This is a genomic window from Xanthomonas sp. Leaf148 (genome assembly GCF_001423585.1).
Classification (GTDB): Bacteria; Pseudomonadota; Gammaproteobacteria; order Xanthomonadales; family Xanthomonadaceae; genus Xanthomonas.
This window is the reverse complement of the sequence record NZ_LMOP01000001.1, coordinates 224,678-243,918: the sequence shown is the minus strand read 5'-3', so window position 1 is coordinate 243,918 and position 19,241 is coordinate 224,678. Positions and strand designations below refer to the sequence as shown.

Sequence of the window (19,241 nt, the reverse complement as noted above, 5' to 3'; positions counted from 1 at the left end):
CGCTGTCATGTCCAAGTTCTTCCGTCGTCGCAAGTTCTGCAAGTTCACCGCCGAGGGCGTCAAAGAGATCGATTACAAGGATCTCAACACCCTGCGTCAGTACCTCACCGAGAACGGCAAGATCGTGCCGAGCCGCGTGACCGGTACCAAGTCCAAGTACCAGCGTCAGCTGGCGACGGCCGTCAAGCGCTCGCGTTTCCTGGCGCTGATCCCGTACACGGACAACCACGACGTTTGATCGGTCGTTCGTTGCGGGGCGCTCAAAGCGGCCCGCACGAATGCAGTGAGTCCTCGCAAGAGCCCATGCGGCTGCATGCGAGTTCTCACAACAGCCCGCACATCCCTGTGCGGGTTATCAAATTGATAGAGACCGGTCATTCGAGATGCGGTGTTGATCGTGCTCTTGCGATTCCCAAATCCCGATTCCCGAATCCCGTCTTTTCGGACAGCACCCGTTGCGTCGGCCAAAGTGCCAGCGCTAACGAATAACGGAGCACCACCATGGATCTGATTCTTCTGCAGAAAGTGACCAACCTGGGCAACCTGGGCGACAAGGTCAGCGTCAAGCCGGGCTACGGCCGTAACTTCCTCGTGCCGCAGGGTAAGGCCGTTCCGGCCACCGCTGCCAACGTCGAAGCGTTCGAAACCAAGCGCGCCGATTACGAAGCCAAGGCCAACACCATCCTGGCCGATGCGCAGACCCGTGCCACCAAGTTCGAAGGCGCCAGCGTCACCATCGGTGCGCACGCGTCCACCGAAGGCAAGCTGTACGGCTCGGTTGGCCCGCGCGACATCGCCGAGGCGTTCACCGCTGCCGGCCTGCCGCTGGAAAAGAGCGAAGTGATCCTGGGCGAAGGCGCATTCCGCAATGTCGGCGAGTACGACGTTGTGCTGCACCTGCACGCCGATGTGGAAACCTCGGTCAAGGTCATCGTCGAATCCGACGCCTGATCCTTGCTGCATGTGTGAACCGAAGGGCGCCTTGTTAGGCGCCCTTCGTCTTTTACGGCCAGCCGCAGCGTAGCGACGGCACCGTTATACTCATGCCCCATTGTCGGTTCCACGGCCTGCAGATCTTGCCGATCAAGGGCTTAGGTGCCGGCTCCACAGGAAAAGCGCCTGCCGGCTGTGTCCGCGCGGTGCCCGGAACCCGTCCGTCCCATGCGCCTGTCCACGATCAAGCTGTCCGGTTTCAAGTCGTTCGTCGACCCGACCACGTTGCACCTGCCCACCAACATGACCGGCATCGTCGGCCCCAATGGTTGCGGCAAGTCCAACATCATCGATGCGGTGCGCTGGGTGATGGGCGAAAGCTCGGCCAGCCGGCTGCGTGGCGACTCGCTGACCGACGTGATCTTTTCCGGCTCCTCGGCGCGCAAGCCGGTGTCGCAGGCGACGGTGGAACTGATCTTCGACAACTCCGATCACACCATCACCGGTGAGTTCGCCTCGTTCAACGAGATCTCGGTCAAGCGCCTGGTCAGCCGCGACGGCAACAGCGCCTATTACCTCAACGGCACCAAGTGCCGGCGTCGCGACATTACCGATTTGTTCCTGGGCACCGGCCTGGGGCCGCGCAGCTACTCGATCATCGAGCAGGGCATGATCAGCCAGATCATCGAGGCGCGCCCGGAAGACCTGCGCGTGTATCTGGAAGAAGCAGCCGGCATTTCCAAGTACAAGGAACGCCGCAAGGAAACCGAAACCCGCATCCGCCACACCCGCGAAAATCTCGACCGCCTGGGCGACCTGCGCGAAGAGATCACCAAGCAGCTGGCGCATCTGCAGCGCCAGGCGCGTCAGGCCGAGCAATACCAGGCCTTGCAGGAAGAACGCCGGATCAAGGATGCCGAGTGGAAGGCGCTGGAGTACCGCGGCCTGGATGGGCAATTGCAGGGCCTGCGCGAAAAGTTGAATCAGGAAGAAACCCGCCTGCAGCAGCTGATCGCTGACCAGCGCGATGCCGAGGCGCGGATCGAAACCGGGCGCGTGCGCCGCGAAGAGGCGGCCGAAGCGGTGGCCAAGGCGCAGGCCGACGTCTACCAGGTGGGCAGCGCGCTGGCGCGCATCGAACAGCAGATCCAGCATCAACGCGAGCTCTCGCATCGCTTGCACAAGGCGCGCGATGAGGCGCAGAGCCAGCTGCAGGAATTGACCCAGCACATCAGTGGCGACTCCTCAAAACTGGCCGTGCTGCGCGAAGCGGTGGATGCGGCCGAACCGCAGCTGGAACAGCTGCGCGAGGACCATGAGTTTCGCCAGGAATCGCTGCGCGAAGCCGAGGCGCGGCTGGCCGACTGGCAGCAGCGTTGGGAAACCCATAACCGCGACACCGGCGAAGCCTCGCGCGCCGGCGAAGTGGAGCGCACGCGTGTCGATTATCTGGACCGCCAGTCGCTGGAGGCCGACCGCCGCCGCGAAGCGCTGGTCAACGAACGTGCCGGGCTGGATCTGGATGCGCTGGCCGAGGCGTTCGAGCAGGTCGAGCTGCGCCATGAAACCCAAAAGGCGTCGCTGGACGGGCTGACCGAGCAAGTCGAAGCGCGCAAGCACGCGTTGGGCGGTCTGCAGGAACAGCAGCGGGCCAGCCAGGGCGAGCTGGCCGAGGTGCGCAAGCAGGCGCAGGCCGCGCGCGGTCGACTGTCGTCGCTGGAAACCCTGCAGCAGGCCGCCCTCGGCCAGGAGCAGGGCGCGGCGGTGGCGTGGCTGAAGTCGCGCGGGCTGGATTCGGCAGCGCGTGTTGGCGAGCGCATTACGGTGGAAAGCGGCTGGGAAAACACCGTCGAAAGCGCGCTGGGGCAGTTGATCGAAGGCGTGCTGGTGGAGGCGCCCGAACAGCTGGTCGACGCGCTGGGCGAGTTGGGCGAAGGCCGCATTGCGCTGGTGTCAAACGCCACCGATGCCGCCACCTTTGCACCGACCTCATTGGCAGCCAAAGTGCAGGGGCCGATCGCGATTCGTCGTCTGCTGGCGCGGCTGCATGCGGCCGACGATCTGCAGGCCGCACGCGCGTTGCAAGCCGCGTTGCCGGAAGGCGACTCGGTCATCACCCGCAATGGCGAGCGCTTGGGCGAGGGCTGGGTGCGCGTATCGCGCTCTGGCGCGGCCAAGCAGGGCGCCTTGCTGCGCGAGCGCGACATCCAGGAACTGCGCACGCAGATCGACACCCTGCAGGAGCGCGAAGCCGAGCTCGAACAGCGGCTCACCAGCTTCCGCGAGCAATCGCTGGCCGCCGAACAGCAGCGCGAAGATGCGCAGCGTCAGCTATACATGGCGCACCGCAGCGTGTCCGAACTGGCTGGCCAGTTGCAGAGCCAGCAGGGCAAGGTCGATGCAGCGCGCACGCGCATCGAGCGCATCGAAAACGAGTTGTCGCAGTTGCTGGAAACGCTGGATACCAGCCGCGAACAGGCCCGCGAGGCCCGCGCGAAACTCGAAGACGCGGTCACCCTGATGGGCGATCTGCAAGGCACGCGGCAGGCGCTGGAAAACGAACGCCGCCAGCTCACCGATGCGCGCGACCAGGCGCGCGATGCCGCGCGTGGCGTGCGCGATGCGATGCATGCCCTGGCGCTGACGCTGGAATCGCAGCGCACCCAGATCACCTCGCTCAGCCAGACCCTGGAGCGCATGGACAGCCAGCGCGGCCAGCTCGATACGCGCCTGGAGGATCTGGTCTCCCAGCTCAGCGACGGCGATTCGCCGGTGGAAACGCTGGAGCACGAACATCAGGCTGCACTGAGCGAGCGTGTCCGCACCGAGCGCGTGCTCAGCGAAACGCGGACGTTGCTCGACAGCATCGACGGTGAGCTGCGTAGCTTCGAGCAGACCCGTCAGCAGCGCGACGAACAGGCGCTGGCGCAGCGCGAGCGCATCAGCCAGCGCAAGCTCGATCAACAGGCGCTGGTGCTCAACGCCGAGCAGTTGTCTGCCGCGGTGGTCAAAGCCGGCTTCGTGCTCGAAGACGTGGTCAACGGCCTGTCCGAGTCTGCCAATGCGCCCGAATGGGAGGCGGCGGTGAACCAGATCGACGGGCGCATGCGGCGCCTGGAGCCGGTGAATCTGGCTGCGATCCAGGAGTACGGCGAGGCTGCGCAGCGCTCGGAATATCTGGAAGCGCAGAACCTGGACCTCAATACCGCACTGGAAACGCTGGAAGAAGCCATCCGCAAGATCGACCGCGAAACCCGTGGCCGTTTCAAGGACACCTTCGATCGCGTCAACTCCGGCGTGCAGGCGCTGTATCCGCGTCTTTTCGGCGGTGGGCACGCGTATCTGGAACTCACCGGCGAAGACCTGCTCGACACCGGCGTGACCATCATGGCGCGCCCGCCGGGCAAGCGTGTGTCCAGCATTTCGCTGCTGTCCGGTGGCGAAAAGGCGATGACCGCGGTGGCGCTGGTGTTTGCGATTTTCCAGCTCAATCCTGCGCCGTTCTGCCTGCTGGACGAGGTGGACGCACCGCTGGACGAAGCCAATGTCGGCCGCCTGGCCAACATGGTGCGCGAGATGAGCGAGAAGGTGCAGTTCCTGTTCGTCAGCCATAACAAGGCGACCATGGAAGCGGCGCGCCAGTTGTCCGGTGTGACCATGCGCGAGCCGGGCGTCAGCCGCCTGGTCAGCGTGGACCTGGAAGAGGCGGCACGTTTGGCGGGTGCGGCATGACGTGCCATGCTTGCTGGAATGATGACACCTGTCACTCTTATGCGGAGGCACGCTGAATGTCCGACATGGCCATGATCCGGATCGGGATCCTGATCGCGGGATTGCTGCTGGTCGCTGCAATTTTTCTGTTCGGCCGCCCGAAGAAATCGCCACAGGGGCGTCGCGTCGACAAGGACGACGGTCAACCCCGCGAACGGCGCGAGCCGGTGATTTCCGGCGATGCGGGTGCCGATGGCGAAACGTTCGAGCGCAGCGAAGGCAGTGCCGAACAGAGCGAACTCAACCTGGACGACCAGGATGGGGCCGGCGGTAACGACGTCGGCAAGCGCCCCAACCAGGATTTCGACAAGATCGTGTCGTTGTTCGTGGCGGCCAAGGCCGGCCAGATCCTGCGTGGCGAAGATGTGGTGGTTGCCGCAGAAAAGACCGGCCTGGTGTTCGGCCATATGAATGTGTTCCACCGCCTGGTGGAAGGGCATCCGGAGCGCGGGCCGATCTTCAGCATGGCCAGCATCCTCAAGCCGGGCAGTTTCGACATGGCCAACATCCGCGAGATGCAGACCCCGGCGATCGCGTTCTTCCTGACCTTGCCGGCGCCGATGACCGCGCTGGATGCCTGGGAAAAAATGCTGCCGACCGTGCAACGCATGGCCGAGTTGCTGGACGGCGTGGTGCTGGACGACAGCCGCAATGCGCTGGGTCGCCAGCGCGTGGCGCATATCCGTGACGAACTACGCGCCTACGATCGTCAGCACCAGGCACCGCCGCTGACCAAGTCCCCGCGCTGGTGAGTTGAGCGATGTTGAGTCTGCAGGGCGTGTTGGCGGTGGCCTTGCTGCTGGTGCTGTGGGCGATTCTGGCAATGCCGCTGTTGTGGATCTTTTCGTTGATCACCGCGCGCCTGCGCAAACGCCCGCGCAACTCGCCGTGGGTGGTGGGCAGTTTCGCCGCTGCCATCACCCTGTTGGTGGCGCCGGTGCCGACGCCCTTCATCAGCGTGTTCCTGCCGCATGCGATCGCGTTGTTCGATCGCCGTTACTACGCGCACATCCTGCAAGGCCCGTCGATGCTGCGCGAGCTGTTGCTGTGGAATGCAGGCTCGATGCTGCTGACCTTTGTCATCAGCTATCTATGGATCCGGCGCACCTTGCGCACACCCGCCACAGCGGAACTGGACCCCTAGATCCGCTGGTCGGGCAGGGCGCGTGGCAGGCGTCGGCCCTCAGCGCTTGGCTTTGGTAAACGCCTCGCGGAACCGCATCATCTCTGCCTCGGTGCCAACGGTCACGCGCACGCGCTTGGGCCAGATCGGCCAGCTGCGGCCGACGATCACGCCCTGCTTTTGCATTGAATCGGCAAACACGCCGGCCTCGCGCTTGACGTCCAGCATGAAGCAGTTCGCTTGCGTGGGCAGGCAGGTGTAACCCTTGCTTTTGAGCCAGGCGACGGTCTCATCGCGCACGCGTGCGTTGTCCGCGCGCCGGGTCTGCACCAGTTGCGGGTCGCGCAGGCTGGCAATGCCGGCCGCCATGGCCGGGACCGGCAACGGGTTGCTGCCGAAGCTGGCGAGCTTGGTCTGCAGCCCCGGCGGGGCAAGCGCCGCGCCCAGGCGCAGGCCGGCCATGCCGTAGAGTTTGGAGAAACTGCGCAGCACGATCAGGTCCTGGCGCTGACGCACCAGGTCGACCATCGACGGCTCGTTGCTGTAGTGGATGTAGGCCTCGTCGACCACCAGCACCGCACTGGCCGGCTTGTTGGCCAGCAGCCATTCGATGTCGCTGCGCGGGGTGATGCTGCCGGTGGCATTGCCGGGATTGCACAGATAGATCAGGCCGGCGGTTGGGTCGGCCTTGGCCATCGCCTTGACGTCATGCGCGCCATCGGCACGCAGCGGCACCTTGCGCACCTGCACGCCGCGGGCAGTGGCGCTGTCGATGACCGGGTCGAAGCTCGGGTCTGCCACCACCAGGCCGGCACGCGCCGAAGTGAACAGGTTGCTGGCGCGATTCAGTGCGTCCCTGGAGCCGGGAAACAATGCCAGATGGTCGTTGGGCAGCTGCAACTCGCCGGTCATCAGATTGCGCAGGTCCTGCTCCATCTCCTGCAGATAACGGCCCGAACGCGCCAGCGACCGCGTTGCGGCATCCAGCGCTGCCGGAGCAGGCCCAAGCGGATGTTCGTTGAGGTTGAGCAGCACCGTGCCTGCTGCCGGTGCGACGCCCGGCGCTGCGGCCGCGGCTGCGCGCTTGCGGGCCGCCTCAGCCGCGGGTGCCAGCCCCAATGCGGAAACTGCCACGCCAGTGGTGGCAAGGCTGAGAAACGAACGGCGCGAAACGGGCAACGACACGGGTGAGCTCCAGACGAGCAGGACAAAGAGGTCGCCACGCTAGCGGGTTTGTGCCGGTCTGCCTATCGGGAAATCCCCGGGCGGCACGCTGTTGGCCGTCAGCGGGCAGATCCGGCGGTCCAGGAAGCCAGTCGCGCCTGTCCGCGTGACGGCAAATCCTGCTGGGCTTGCTGCCGGGGTGCGAGCGAGGCGCTGCCGGCATCATTACGTTTGGCCTTGCGCGCTTGCCTGCCGCTGTCGATACGGTCAGCGACATCGGACCGGGGATCGACGTCAGGGCGCGTCATCGCTTGCGCATCGGCATGGCCCGTTAGAATGGGCGGCCCAGTGCCAGCCCAGCGATCGTATGACTGTCAGCCCGGATCCCGCTCAGCGCATCGATGCCCTGCGTCGCCGAATCGAAGACGCGAACTACCGCTATCACGTGCTCGACGAGCCGCAGATGGCCGACGTCGATTACGACCGTCTGATGCGTGAGCTGGAGGCGCTGGAGGCCGAGCACCCGGCACTGGCCAGTGCCGATTCGCCGACGCAGCGGGTGGGGTATCTGGCCGCGTCGCGCTTTGCCGAAGTGCGGCATGCGCTGCCGATGTTGTCGTTGGGCAATGCCTTCAGCGATGAGGAAGTGAGCGAGTTTGTCCGTCGCATCAGCGAGCGGCTGGAGCTCAAACAACCGGTGTTTTCGGCCGAACCCAAACTCGATGGCCTGGCGATCAGTCTGCGCTACGAAGATGGCGAGTTCGTGCAAGGTGCGACCCGTGGCGACGGCGCCGCGGGCGAGGATGTCAGCGCCAATCTGCGCACGGTCAAGGCGATTCCGCTGCGTTTGCGTGGGCAGGGTTGGCCAAAGGTGCTGGAAGTGCGCGGCGAGGTCTACATGCCGCGCGCCGCGTTCGAGGCGTACAACGCGCAGATGCGTGCGCAGGGTGGCAAGGTGCTGGCCAATCCGCGCAATGGTGCGGCCGGCTCGTTGCGGCAGCTGGACGCGCGCATCACCGCGCAGCGCCCACTCAGTTTTTTTGCGTACGGTGTGGGCGAAGTACGCGACGGCGCCTTGCCGCAGACGCATTCTGCCATCCTGGCGCAATTGCGCGACTGGGGATTTCCGGTCAGCCAGTTGGTCGAAGTGGTGCGGGGCAGCGAGGGCCTGCTGGCGTACTACCAACGCATTGGCGCGGCGCGCGACGGGCTGGCCTTCGATATCGATGGCGTGGTGTACAAGCTCGACGATCTGGCCGGCCAGCGTGAGATGGGGTTCGTTTCGCGCGCGCCGCGCTGGGCGATTGCGCACAAATTCCCGGCGCAGGAGCAATCCACCACGGTGGAGGCGATCGAGATCCAGATTGGCCGTACCGGTGCGGCGACGCCAGTGGCGCGACTGAAGCCGGTGCATGTGGCTGGCGTGATCGTCACCAATGCCACGCTGCATAACGCCGACCAGATCGCGCGGCTGGATGTGCGCGTGGGCGATACGGTGATCGTGCGGCGTGCCGGCGATGTGATTCCGGAAGTCGCCGGCGTGGTCGCCGACCAGCGCCCGCCGGGCACGCAGGAATGGCGCATGCCTACCCAGTGCCCGGTGTGCGGGTCGGAGATCGTGCGCGAAGAAGGCCAGGCGGTGTGGCGGTGCTCGGGCGAGTTGACCTGCCCGGCGCAGCGTAAGGAGGCGTTTCGGCATTTCGTGTCGCGGCGTGCGATGGATGTCGACGGTCTGGGCGAGAAATTCATCGAAGTGCTGGTCGATAGCGGACTGGTGCAAGGTGTGGCCGATCTGTATCTGCTCACCGTCGATCAACTGCTGCAACTGCGCCTGATCAGCACCGCCGATAGCCCGCATGCGTTCTTGCGCGAGGCGCGCGAGCATTTGGCAACCGGTGCGTATGCGCAGCTCGAAACCACCGTGGCGAGCATCGGTGTGGATCTGGCCGGCGAACATGAGGCGCCGCAGACCTGGCAGGCCGATCTGCTGCGTGCAGGGCTGCCGAGCTTCGATTGGAACCGCCGCAAGATCGCCACCAAATGGGCCGAGAACCTGATCGAGGCGATTGAAACATCGCGCGATACCACGTTGGAGCGCTTTCTGTTTGCGCTGGGCATCGAGCATGTGGGCGAGAGCACGGCCAAGGCCTTGGCGGCGTGGTTCGGCGATCTGGAGCTGATCCGCCATCTGCCGTGGCCGCTGTTCAAACGTGTGCCCGATATCGGTGGCGAAGTGGCGCGTTCGCTCGGGCACTTCCTCGATCAGCCGGGCAACCAGCAGGCCATCGACGATTTGCTGCAACGTGGCGTGCGCATCGGCGATGCACACCCGCCATCGCCCAAGCTGCGCGATGCCTTGAGTTTTGCCAGCGTGCTGGAAGACATGGACATTCCCAAGGTGACGCCGGTGCGCGCGCAGCAACTGGCGGCGGCGGTGCCGTCGTTCGATGCGCTGCGCACTGCCGGCAGCGACGCGTTATTGCAGGCCGGCGTGCCCGCACCGGTGGTGGCCGCGCTGCTGCAGTGGCTGGATCGCCCAGAAAATGCGGCACTCGCCACATCGGCACAACAGGCGATGGAAACGGTGCTGGCGCGCCTGCCGGACGTCGAGGCGGTGCAGGCCGGCCCCTTGGACGGCCAGACGGTCGTGATCACCGGCACCTTGGCCGCCTTGACGCGCGATGCCGCCAAACAGCGGCTCGAAGCATTAGGCGCCAAGGTGGCCGGCAGTGTCTCCAAGAAAACCGCGTTCCTGGTGGCCGGTGAGGAGGCCGGCTCCAAGCTCGACAAGGCGCAATCGCTGGGCGTGGACATCTGGGACGAAGCGCGGCTGCTGGCCTTTCTGGGCGAGCACGGCCAACAGCCATGACCGCAGCGCAACTCGATCTGGCCGGGCTGCGGTTGCGCGCTCAGCTCAATGCCGCGATTCGCGCTTTTTTTGCCGAGCGCAGCGTGCTGGAAGTGGAAACGCCGGTGCTGTCGCAGGCCGGCAACACCGAGCCGAATATCGAAAGTTTCAGCACCCGCTTCAGCGGACATGTGGATGCTGGTGCGCCGCTGCGCTGGCTGCGCACCTCGCCGGAATATCCGCTCAAACGCCTGCTCGCCGCCGGCCTGGGCGATTGCTACGAACTGGGGCGCGTGTTCCGCAACGGCGAAGCCGGCGGCCGGCACAATCCGGAATTCAGCATGCTCGAGTGGTATCGGGTGGGTTGGGACGACCGTAAGTTGGCGCAGGAAACCGTCGCACTGGTGCAGCGCGCGCTTGCCCTGATGCAGCGCGAGGCGAGCGTGCAGGTGCTCACGTATCGCGAGCTGTTCGTGCAACGCCTGGGCATCGACCCGTTGCTGGACCCGGTCGACACGCTGCGTGCAGCACTGCATGACGTTGCCATCGATCCGCAGGGACTGACACGCGACGATTGGCTGGATCTGCTGATGACCCATCGCATCCAGCCCGGCTTTGCCAGCGAGACGCTGACCGTGGTGCACGACTGGCCAGCCAGCCAATGCGCGCTGGCGCGTATCCGTCACGACAGCCCGCCGGTCGCCGAGCGCTTCGAGCTGTATCTGGGCGGCTATGAAGTGGCCAACGGCTACCACGAATTGAACGATGCGCAGGAGCAACGGGCACGCTTCACCCGCGACAATACCGTGCGTGCGGCCCGCGGATTGCCGCAGCTGCCGCTGGATGAACACCTATTGGCGGTGTTGTCGCAGCTGCCCGATTGCGCCGGCGTGGCGGTGGGTGTGGATCGGCTATTGATGGCCTTGCGCGGCACCGCGCAGATTGCCGACGTGCTGGCGTTCGACTTCGCCCGCGCCTGAGTTGCGACCAGTGAGATCGGGCGATGCGCCAGGCACTGGCAGCGGCCAACAACCCTGATGCGCTCATCGCCGCGCCTGCGTCGCAGGTGTGCGGCACGCCATGGAGTCCGCATGCACGTCGGTTCTCAGCGCGCCATCCGCACTCACATGACGACTGCGCGCTCGGTTTTCTCCGCTGCGCTCGATGCGATACCCGAGTGCGGTCCCCGCATCGCGATTGGCCGTGGAGATCTCAAGTTGATCACAGCGCAGATCCGGACCCGCGCAGCCCACTGCCTGTAGGCGATGCCGCACGCATTTGGTTGTGCAGCAAGCAAGCGTGGGTTGCGCTGCCATGCCGCTGTCATCGCCGCCGTATTGCTATCTTCACATCGATGATGCTCTCATCTTCACGTCCACGGGGGCGCGACGTTTATCGTTTCGGGGTGAGGATTGCTGGCATGAAGTGGCTGATCAGCTTATGCGGTTTGTGGTGCCTGCCGCTGCTGATGCTCGCCGATGCGCGCGCCGCTGAGCGTGGCTCCGGCGTGGTGCGTTGCGAATCCAAGGACATGGCGCGCGTGCATTGCGCGATGGATGTCGCCAGCGGCGTGCAACTGGTACGCCAGCTCTCCGAAACCAGTTGTATCCGTGGTAGCGAATGGGATGTCGACCGCGACGGTGTCTGGGTCGAGCAAGGCTGTCGTGCCGAATTCGCCGCCACCGTGCCGGCCACACCGCTGATGCGGCGTGTAGTTCGTTGCGATTCCAACGGCGGCAAGGTGGTGTGCCCGGTGGTCTTGCGCGGCGCGCCTGTACGCCTGTTGCGGCAACGCTCGATGTGGCCGTGCAAGGAAAACCGTACCTGGGGAACGCGCCGTAACGAAATCTGGGTATCGCGTGGTTGCGATGGCGAGTTCGAAGTCGGCGCCGAAGATGGGTCCGGTTTCGTGGCGGTGCCGCGCATGGTCACGTGCGAATCGAAAAAGAGCGCGCGCCGCACATGCGGGGTGTCGGTGGAGCGCAAGGTGCGCCTGGGCCGGCAACTGTCCAGGACGGCGTGCGTGGAAGGCCAGACCTGGGGCTGGAGCCGCGACGGGGTGTGGGTCAACGATGGTTGCCGCGCCGAGTTCATCGTCGACTGAGCGGCTGACGAACCTGCCGCGTGGTCTATTGCTGGGCGAAGAATCTTGGCCACGTACATCGCCAGCTGCTGCGCACGTGCTTTCGCTGCACAGCGCGGCTGAATCTGCGGTTTGGCTGCAGGGTTCTTGCCCGCCCACCCTCGCGGGACACGCTGCAAGTACGTCCTTGTAAGCTCTTACGCGGCATCCATGCCGCGTAAGGTCCCGCGAAGGTGGGCGGGCAAGGACCAGTCGCGATGGTCGGTGTGCACGCTTGCAAGCAAGGCTTGGTGTGTTGTCTGGATAACGCCGGGTCGGATCATCTTCGCAGCGCAGCGCATTGCGATCGACGGGCAGGCTTTAACAAAGCAACCGTCAAACTTCCAGAGCAGTCAGCAAACCGTCTGGTGCGGTGTCCTCGCCGATTGCGGGACCGTGTGGCGGCATGGATGCCGCTACCGAGCCTACAGGGACGTACTTGCGGCGTGTCCCGCGAGCGGCGAGGGCACCGCACCCTCGACCAATCAGGCTTTTGCGCTTGATGCACTGCTGCGCTAGCACGACGGGCTGAGCATCGCCGGTCGCTGACTGGGCTACGCGCGCGCCTTACAATAGGGCGATGAACGACAGCGCCCATATCGATTACGCCCGCTACGACCACATCCGCCCACTGCTGTGGACCGGCGATGCCCTGGAATTGCTCGACCAACGCAAGCTGCCTTTCGTGGTGGAGCATGTGCGCTGCGAGAGCAGCGATGCGGTGGCCGAGGCCATCCATTCGCTGGCCGTGCGTGGTGCGCCGGCGATCGGTATCGCGGCCGGCTGGGGCGTGGTGTTGGCTGCGCGCGATATCGCTGCCGACGATGGCAGTGCGGCCTTGCAGAAACTCGAACCGGCGCTGTTGCGGCTCAATGCCGCGCGCCCGACCGCGGTCAACCTGGCCTGGGCGTTGATGCGCATGCGCCGGGTGCTGGGCGCGGCCGGTGCAGACTGGCGCGAGGTGATTGCGCGCGAGGCGCAGGCCATCGCCGATGAGGATCTGGCCGCCAATCGTCACATGGGCGCGCTGGGTGCCGGGCTGATCGCGCCGGGCAGCGGCGTGCTCACCCACTGCAATACCGGCTCGCTGGCCACCGCCGGCTTCGGCACCGCGCTGGGCGTGATCCGTGCCGGCATGGCGCAGCAACGTATCGCCAAGGTGTTCGCCGGCGAAACCCGGCCTTGGCTGCAGGGCGCGCGCCTGACCGTGTGGGAGCTGCAGCAGGACGGCATCGATGCCACCCTGATCGCCGACTCGGCCGCGGCGCATCTGATGAAATCCGGCCTGGTGCAGTGGGTGATCGTCGGCGCGGACCGCATCTGCGCCAACGGCGACACCGCCAACAAGATCGGCACGTACCAGCTGGCCATTGCCGCGCGTCACCACGGGGTCAAGTTCATGGTGGTGGCGCCGTCGTCGACGGTGGACATGGCCACCAGCGATGGCGATCAGATCGAGATCGAACAGCGCGATCCGGGCGAGTTGTTCGGCGTGGGCGGGGTGCGGACGGTGGCCGAGGGTATCCATGCCTGGAACCCGGTGTTCGACGTCACCCCCGGCGCGCTGATCGATGCCATCGTCACCGAACGTGGGGTGATCGAGCAGCCCGATTCGGCGCGAATGCAGGCCGCCTTCGGCGCCTGAGCCGGACCGGCGGCAAGATTGCCGCCAACGTCCCGCCAAAATCCTTGCAAGTGCTTGTTTCTGGCCGTAAAGCGACGGTATCGGGAAGCCCCTTCGTGGTACAATCTGGGGCTTGAATCGATCGGCGGGAGCGTGGGGTCGGCAGCCTGTGACTGAGGCGCCCCCGACGCGGCTTTCCGGCTCGCCCGCCACCTCACTTACGGAACCCGAATGGCAGAAACCGCCAAGGAAATCATCCAGGTCAACCTGGAAGACGAGATGCGCAAGAGCTATCTCGATTACGCCATGAGCGTGATCGTTGGCCGCGCACTCCCCGATGCCCGTGACGGCCTCAAGCCTGTGCACCGCCGCGTGCTGTTCGCGATGCACGAGCTGGGTGCTCACAGCAACAAGGCCTATTTCAAGTCGGCGCGTATCGTCGGCGACGTCATCGGTAAGTACCATCCGCACGGCGACCAGTCGGTGTACGACACGCTGGTGCGCATGGCGCAGCCGTTCTCGCTGCGCTACATGATGGTGGACGGCCAGGGTAACTTCGGTTCGGTCGACGGCGACTCCGCCGCGGCGATGCGTTACACCGAGTCGCGCATGTCGCGGCTGGCGCATGAGCTGATGGCCGATATCGACAAGGAAACCGTCGATTTCCAGCCCAATTACGATGAAAAGGAATTGGAACCGACGGTCATGCCGACCCGGTTCCCGAGCCTGTTGGTCAACGGTTCTGCCGGTATCGCGGTGGGCATGGCCACCAACATCCCGCCGCACAATCTGACCGAGGCGATCAACGCCTGCATTGCGTTGATCGATACGCCCGAGCTGGATGTCGAAGGCTTGATGGAGTACATCCCGGGCCCGGATTTCCCCACTGCCGGCATCATCAACGGTACTGCCGGCATTGCCGCGGGCTACCGCACCGGCCGTGGCCGCGTGCGTATCCGCGCCAAGGCCGATGTGGAAGTGGCCGACAACGGCCGCGAGGCGATTGTCGTCACCGAGATCCCTTACCAGGTCAACAAGGCGCGGTTGATCGAAAAGATCGCCGAGCTGGTCAAGGAAAAGAAGCTCGAAGGCATCAGCGAGCTGCGCGATGAGTCCGACAAGGACGGCATGCGCATCTACATCGAAATCAAGCGCGGCGAGTCGGCTGAGGTTGTGCTCAACAACCTGTACCAGCAGACCCAGATGGAGTCGGTGTTCGGCATCAACATGGTGGCGCTGATCGACGGCCGCCCGCAGTTGATGAACCTCAAGCAGATGTTGCAGGCGTTCATCCGCCACCGCCGCGAAGTGGTCACCCGCCGCACCATTTATGAGCTGCGCAAGGCGCGTGCGCGTGCGCATGTGCTGGAAGGCCTGACCGTTGCGTTGGCCAACATCGATGAAATGATCGAGTTGATTAAGACCTCGGCCAACCCGCAGGAAGCGCGCGAGCGCATGCTGGCCAAGACCTGGGAACCGGGTCTGGTCGGTGCGCTGCTGGGTGCCGCCGGTGCCGAAGCGTCCAAGCCGGAAGACCTGGCGCCGGGCGTTGGCCTGGCCAATGGCTTCTATCAGCTCAGCGAAGTGCAGGCCTCGCAGATCCTGGAAATGCGTCTGCATCGCCTGACCGGGTTGGAACAGGAAAAGCTGACCGACGAGTACAAGCAGTTGCTCGAGGTCATCCAGGGCCTGATCCGCATCCTGGAAAACCCCGATGTGCTGCTGCAGGTGATCCGCGACGAGCTGATCAACATCCGCGAAGAGTACGGCGACGAGCGCCGCACCGAGATCCGTCACAGCGAAGAAGATCTGGATATTCTCGATCTGATCGCGCCGGAAGACGTGGTGGTGACCTTGTCGCACGCCGGTTATGCCAAGCGTCAGCCGGTGAGCGCGTATCGCGCGCAGCGGCGTGGCGGGCGTGGCCGTTCTGCCGCAGCGACCAAGGAAGAAGATTTCATCGATCAGCTGTGGCTGGTCAACACGCACGATACGTTGCTGACCTTCACCAGCAGCGGCAAGGTGTTCTGGCTGCCGGTTCATCAGTTGCCGGAAGCCGGCTCCAATGCGCGTGGCCGCCCGATCATCAACTGGATTCCGCTGGAATCCGGCGAGCGAGTGCAAGCGGTGTTGCCGGTGCGCGAATACGCCGATAACCGCTATGTGTTCTTCGCCACCCGCAACGGTACCGTTAAGAAGACTCCGCTCAGCGAGTTCGCCTTCCGTCTGGCGCGCGGCAAGATCGCGATCAATCTGGACGATGGCGACGCGCTGGTCGGCGTTGCGCTGACCGATGGCGATCGCGACGTACTGTTGTTCGCCTCCAACGGCAAGACCGTGCGCTTTGGCGAGTCCACCGTGCGTTCGATGGGCCGTACCGCCACCGGCGTGCGTGGTATCCGCATGCCCAAGGGCGAGGAAGTGGTCAGCCTGATCGTGTCCGACCCGGCGGGTGGGATCGAGATCGAGTCCGATGAAGACGCTGCGGACGACGTTGTCGATACTGCAGACGGCGCCGAGTCGGCGGTGATCGACGTCGCCGAGAGCGACGATATGGCCTACATCCTCACCGCCACCGAGAAGGGCTACGGCAAGCGCACTCCGCTGTCCGAATACCCACGCAAGGGACGCGGCACGCAGGGCGTGATCGGTATCCAGACCAGCGAGCGCAACGGCAAGCTGGTGCGTGCGGTACTGCTGGGCGCCACCGACGAAGTGCTGCTGATCTCCGATGGCGGCACCCTGGTGCGCACACGCGGTTCGGAAATTTCGCGCGTGGGCCGCAACACGCAGGGTGTAACGTTGATCCGTCTGTCCAAGGGCGAGAAGTTGCAGGCCGTCGAACGCCTGGACGCATCGCTGGATGAAGTGGACGACGTGGTGGAAGACGCGAGCGCAACCGTCGAGTCCGCCGCGCTGCCGCCGGCAACCGAAGAATGATCGGCTAACGTCATCGCTGCAGTTGAACGAAAACGCCGGCAATGCCGGCGTTTTTTATTGCATGTGTTTTCTTGCGCGCTTGGTTTATTGCAGGCGATGACATGTGCAACGCAGTGTTTAAGCGCCCCCACTGCGAAAAACGCGGCGCTTTCACCGGCGCAGGTCGAAGGTGATTGGCGGTGCGGCGGCGTTGCGTCGCCGCTGTGTCGAAGAGGAATAACTGATGACGAATGTGGATCGTCCTTCCGGTCGCGGCCATTGGGCGCTTGCGATCTTGGGAGGCGTGATTGCCGTGCTGGGTGCGGTGTTGCTGGCCGGTGGCGTGTGGTTGGCCGCGCTGGATGGCTCCTGGTATTACGCACCAGCCGGTGCGGCGATGCTGATCGCTGGCGTGTTGCTGTTCCGTGGCCGCAACGCGGGCGCGTGGTGGTTTGCAGCCGTGGTGGCCGGCTCGGTGCTGTGGACGTGGTGGGAGTCGGGCAGCGATTACTGGCGTTGGGTGCCGCGTCTGGGCCTGATCGTGGGCCTGGCGTTCGTGCTTGCGCTGCTGTTGCCAAAACTGCAACGCCCGGTATCGCGCGCGCTGTCGCGCAGCGTGGCGGGTGTATTGGCGGCAGTGTTTGTGGTCGCGTTCGTGCTGGCGTTCATTCCGCAAGGCGTGACCGAGGCCGATGGCGCGCTGGCGCATGCCGCCGGGATGGCCGGTGGTCTGGTCAATCGCAGTGCACCGGCAGCATCTGCAACGACCGATGTGCAACCGGCCAACGCGCCCGCAGATGGCGATTGGGCGGCGTACGGGCGTAGCCAGGCGGGTCAGCGCTATTCGCCGCTGCAACAGATCAACCGCGACAACGTCGCACAGCTGCAGCAGGCCTGGGTTTTTCATACCGGCGATCTGCCGAGCAAGCGCTGGGGCGCGGAAACCACACCGTTGAAGGTGGGCGACAGTCTGTACCTGTGCACTGCGCGCAACCAGGTGATTGCGCTGGATGCGTCCAGCGGCAAGCAGCGTTGGCGCTACGACCCCAAGGTCAAGGACGAGGCGATTCCGTATACCGCCGCGTGCCGTGGCGTGTCGTATTACAAGGTGCCGGCGGTGGCCAACGCCGGCGCTGCCGAAATGGCTTCCAATGGCTCAGCGCTGTGCCGTACGCGGGTGATCGAAGGCACGCTGGATGGGCGCCTGATTGCGCTGGATGCACGCAGCGGTCAGCCTTGCCCGGACTTCGGCAGCAATGGGCAGGTCGATATCACGGCCGGCATGGGCGAGACGCCGCCCGGCTATGTGTCGATCAATTCACCGCCAGCGATCGTGCGCGGGGTGGTCGTCACTGGGCATCAGGTGCTGGATGGGCAGAAGCGGTACGAGCCGTCCGGTGTGATCGAAGGCTTCGATGCGGTGACCGGTAAATTGCGCTGGGCCTGGGACATGACGCATCCGGACTGGGATGGCGCACCGCCGCCGGGCCAAAACTGGACGCCTGGCACGCCCAATATGTGGACCACTGCCGCTGCGGACGAGCAACTGGGGTATGTGTACCTGCCGATTGGTAATTCCACTGCCGATTACTGGAGCAGCTCGCGCACGCCTCCAGAGAATCGCTACGCCACCTCGCTGGTGGCGCTGGATGTCACAACCGGCAAGCCGGTGTGGAATTTCCAGACCACGCATATCGACGCGTGGGATTACGACCTGGGTTCACAGCCGAGCCTGATCGACTTCCCCAAGGACGGCGTCAAAGTGCCGGCGGTGTTGCTGCCGAGCAAGCAGGGCGAGTTGTATGTGCTGGATCGGCGCACCGGCAAGCCGCTGGTTGGCGTGGAAGAACGTGCGGTGCCCGGCGGTGGCGTGGAGCCGCAGATGCGCGCAAAAACCCAGCCGTTTTCGCTGTATCACACGTTGCGCAAGCCGGATTTGACCGAGCGCGATATGTGGGGCATGACCCCGATCGACCAATTGGTGTGTCGTCTCCAGTTCCGCAAGGCCAGCTACAAGGGCATCTACACGCCACCGGAAGCCGATCGGCATTCGATCGAGTATCCCGGTTACAACGGCGGCTCGGATTGGGGCAGCGTGGCGGTGGATCCGCAGCACGGCGTGATCGTGGCCAATTACAACGACATGCCGAACTACAACCTGTTGGTACCGCGTGCCAAGGCCAACAAGCTGGGCTGGGCGCCGCGCGATCAAGTGCGCGGCGATGCAGGCGGCGCAGAAGGCGCGGGCGACCCGCAGGCCGGCACGCCGTATGCGATCAACGTCAATGCCGGCTGGCGGTTGCCGTTTACCAAGCTGTTGTGCAAGGAACCGCCGTATGGCGGCATCCGCGCCATCGATCTGGCCAGCGGCAAGACGCTGTGGGACCGGCCGTTCGGCAGTGCGCGCGGCAATGGCCCGTTCGGCATCCGCTCCGGCCTGCCGATCGAGATCGGCACACCCAACAACGGTGGTTCGGTGGTGACGGCCGGTGGTTTGATCTTCATCGCGGCAGCCACCGACGACCTGATCCGCGCCATCGACCTGGCCACCGGTAAGGAGCTCTGGCACGCCAAGCTGCCGGCCGGCGGGCAGGCCAACCCGATGGTGTATTCCTACGGCGGCCGCGAATATCTGGTGATCATGGCCGGCGGCCACCACTTCATGGAAACCCCGGCTGGCGATGCGTTGATCGCCTACGCATTACCGCAGCATTAGTACTGGAAGTGGAAACAAAAA

Annotated in this window: 12 protein-coding genes; 11 read left to right on the top strand and 1 reads right to left on the bottom strand. The window is 64.8% G+C overall.

Annotated features, from left to right (window positions below):
- Positions 1–7 precede the first annotated feature (7 nt).
- The 5 genes from rpsR to ASF90_RS00945 all read left to right on the top strand — a co-directional run bounded on the left by rpsR (position 8) and on the right by ASF90_RS00945 (position 5,848).
- Positions 8–238, top strand: coding sequence for a 30S ribosomal protein S18 (gene rpsR / locus ASF90_RS00965; protein WP_005991243.1), 231 nt, complete (start codon positions 8–10; stop codon positions 236–238).
- 263 nt (positions 239–501) lie between these two features.
- Positions 502–951, top strand: coding sequence for a 50S ribosomal protein L9 (gene rplI / locus ASF90_RS00960; protein WP_055844660.1), 450 nt, complete (start codon positions 502–504; stop codon positions 949–951).
- 210 nt (positions 952–1,161) lie between these two features.
- Positions 1,162–4,665 carry a chromosome segregation protein SMC gene (smc, locus tag ASF90_RS00955; protein WP_055844657.1) on the top strand — a complete coding sequence of 1,168 codons (3,504 nt, stop codon included), beginning with the start codon at positions 1,162–1,164 and terminating at the stop codon, positions 4,663–4,665.
- Between the two features lie 56 nt (positions 4,666–4,721).
- Positions 4,722–5,456, top strand: coding sequence for a cell division protein ZipA (zipA, locus tag ASF90_RS00950; RefSeq protein WP_055844654.1), 735 nt, complete (start codon positions 4,722–4,724; stop codon positions 5,454–5,456).
- An 8-nt stretch (positions 5,457–5,464) separates the two neighbouring features.
- Complete coding sequence (locus tag ASF90_RS00945) at positions 5,465–5,848, top strand: hypothetical protein (RefSeq protein WP_055844651.1); 384 nt, start codon at positions 5,465–5,467, stop codon at positions 5,846–5,848.
- Positions 5,849–5,887: 39 nt separating this feature from the next.
- On the opposite strand, the gene ASF90_RS00940 is transcribed toward ASF90_RS00945, so the two are convergent.
- Positions 5,888–7,012, bottom strand: a complete 1,125-nt coding sequence (locus ASF90_RS00940) for a pyridoxal phosphate-dependent aminotransferase (protein ID WP_055844647.1) — start codon at positions 7,010–7,012, stop codon at positions 5,888–5,890.
- Between the two features lie 346 nt (positions 7,013–7,358).
- On the opposite strand from ASF90_RS00940, the gene ligA reads away from it, so the two are divergent.
- From ligA to ASF90_RS00910, 6 genes are all read left to right on the top strand, one after another.
- Entirely contained in the window at positions 7,359–9,860 is a 2,502-nt protein-coding gene (gene ligA / locus ASF90_RS00935; protein WP_055844644.1) for an NAD-dependent DNA ligase LigA, read from the top strand.
- Positions 9,857–10,819, top strand: coding sequence for an EF-P lysine aminoacylase EpmA (epmA, locus tag ASF90_RS00930; RefSeq protein ID WP_055844641.1), 963 nt, complete (start codon positions 9,857–9,859; stop codon positions 10,817–10,819). Before ligA ends, epmA begins: the two co-directional genes overlap by 4 nt.
- A 440-nt stretch (positions 10,820–11,259) precedes the next feature.
- Positions 11,260–11,943 (top strand): DUF3011 domain-containing protein, encoded by a 684-nt coding sequence (locus tag ASF90_RS00925; protein WP_055844638.1) that lies wholly within the window; start codon positions 11,260–11,262, stop codon positions 11,941–11,943.
- Between the two features lie 598 nt (positions 11,944–12,541).
- On the top strand, positions 12,542–13,606 hold the full coding sequence (gene mtnA / locus ASF90_RS00920; protein ID WP_055844635.1) for an S-methyl-5-thioribose-1-phosphate isomerase: 1,065 nt from the start codon (positions 12,542–12,544) through the stop codon (positions 13,604–13,606).
- Between the two features lie 210 nt (positions 13,607–13,816).
- Positions 13,817–16,525, top strand: coding sequence for a DNA gyrase subunit A (gyrA, locus tag ASF90_RS00915; RefSeq protein ID WP_055844633.1), 2,709 nt, complete (start codon positions 13,817–13,819; stop codon positions 16,523–16,525).
- Between the two features lie 223 nt (positions 16,526–16,748).
- On the top strand, positions 16,749–19,220 hold the full coding sequence (locus ASF90_RS00910) for a membrane-bound PQQ-dependent dehydrogenase, glucose/quinate/shikimate family (protein ID WP_055844630.1): 2,472 nt from the start codon (positions 16,749–16,751) through the stop codon (positions 19,218–19,220).
- Positions 19,221–19,241: the final 21 nt, after the last annotated feature.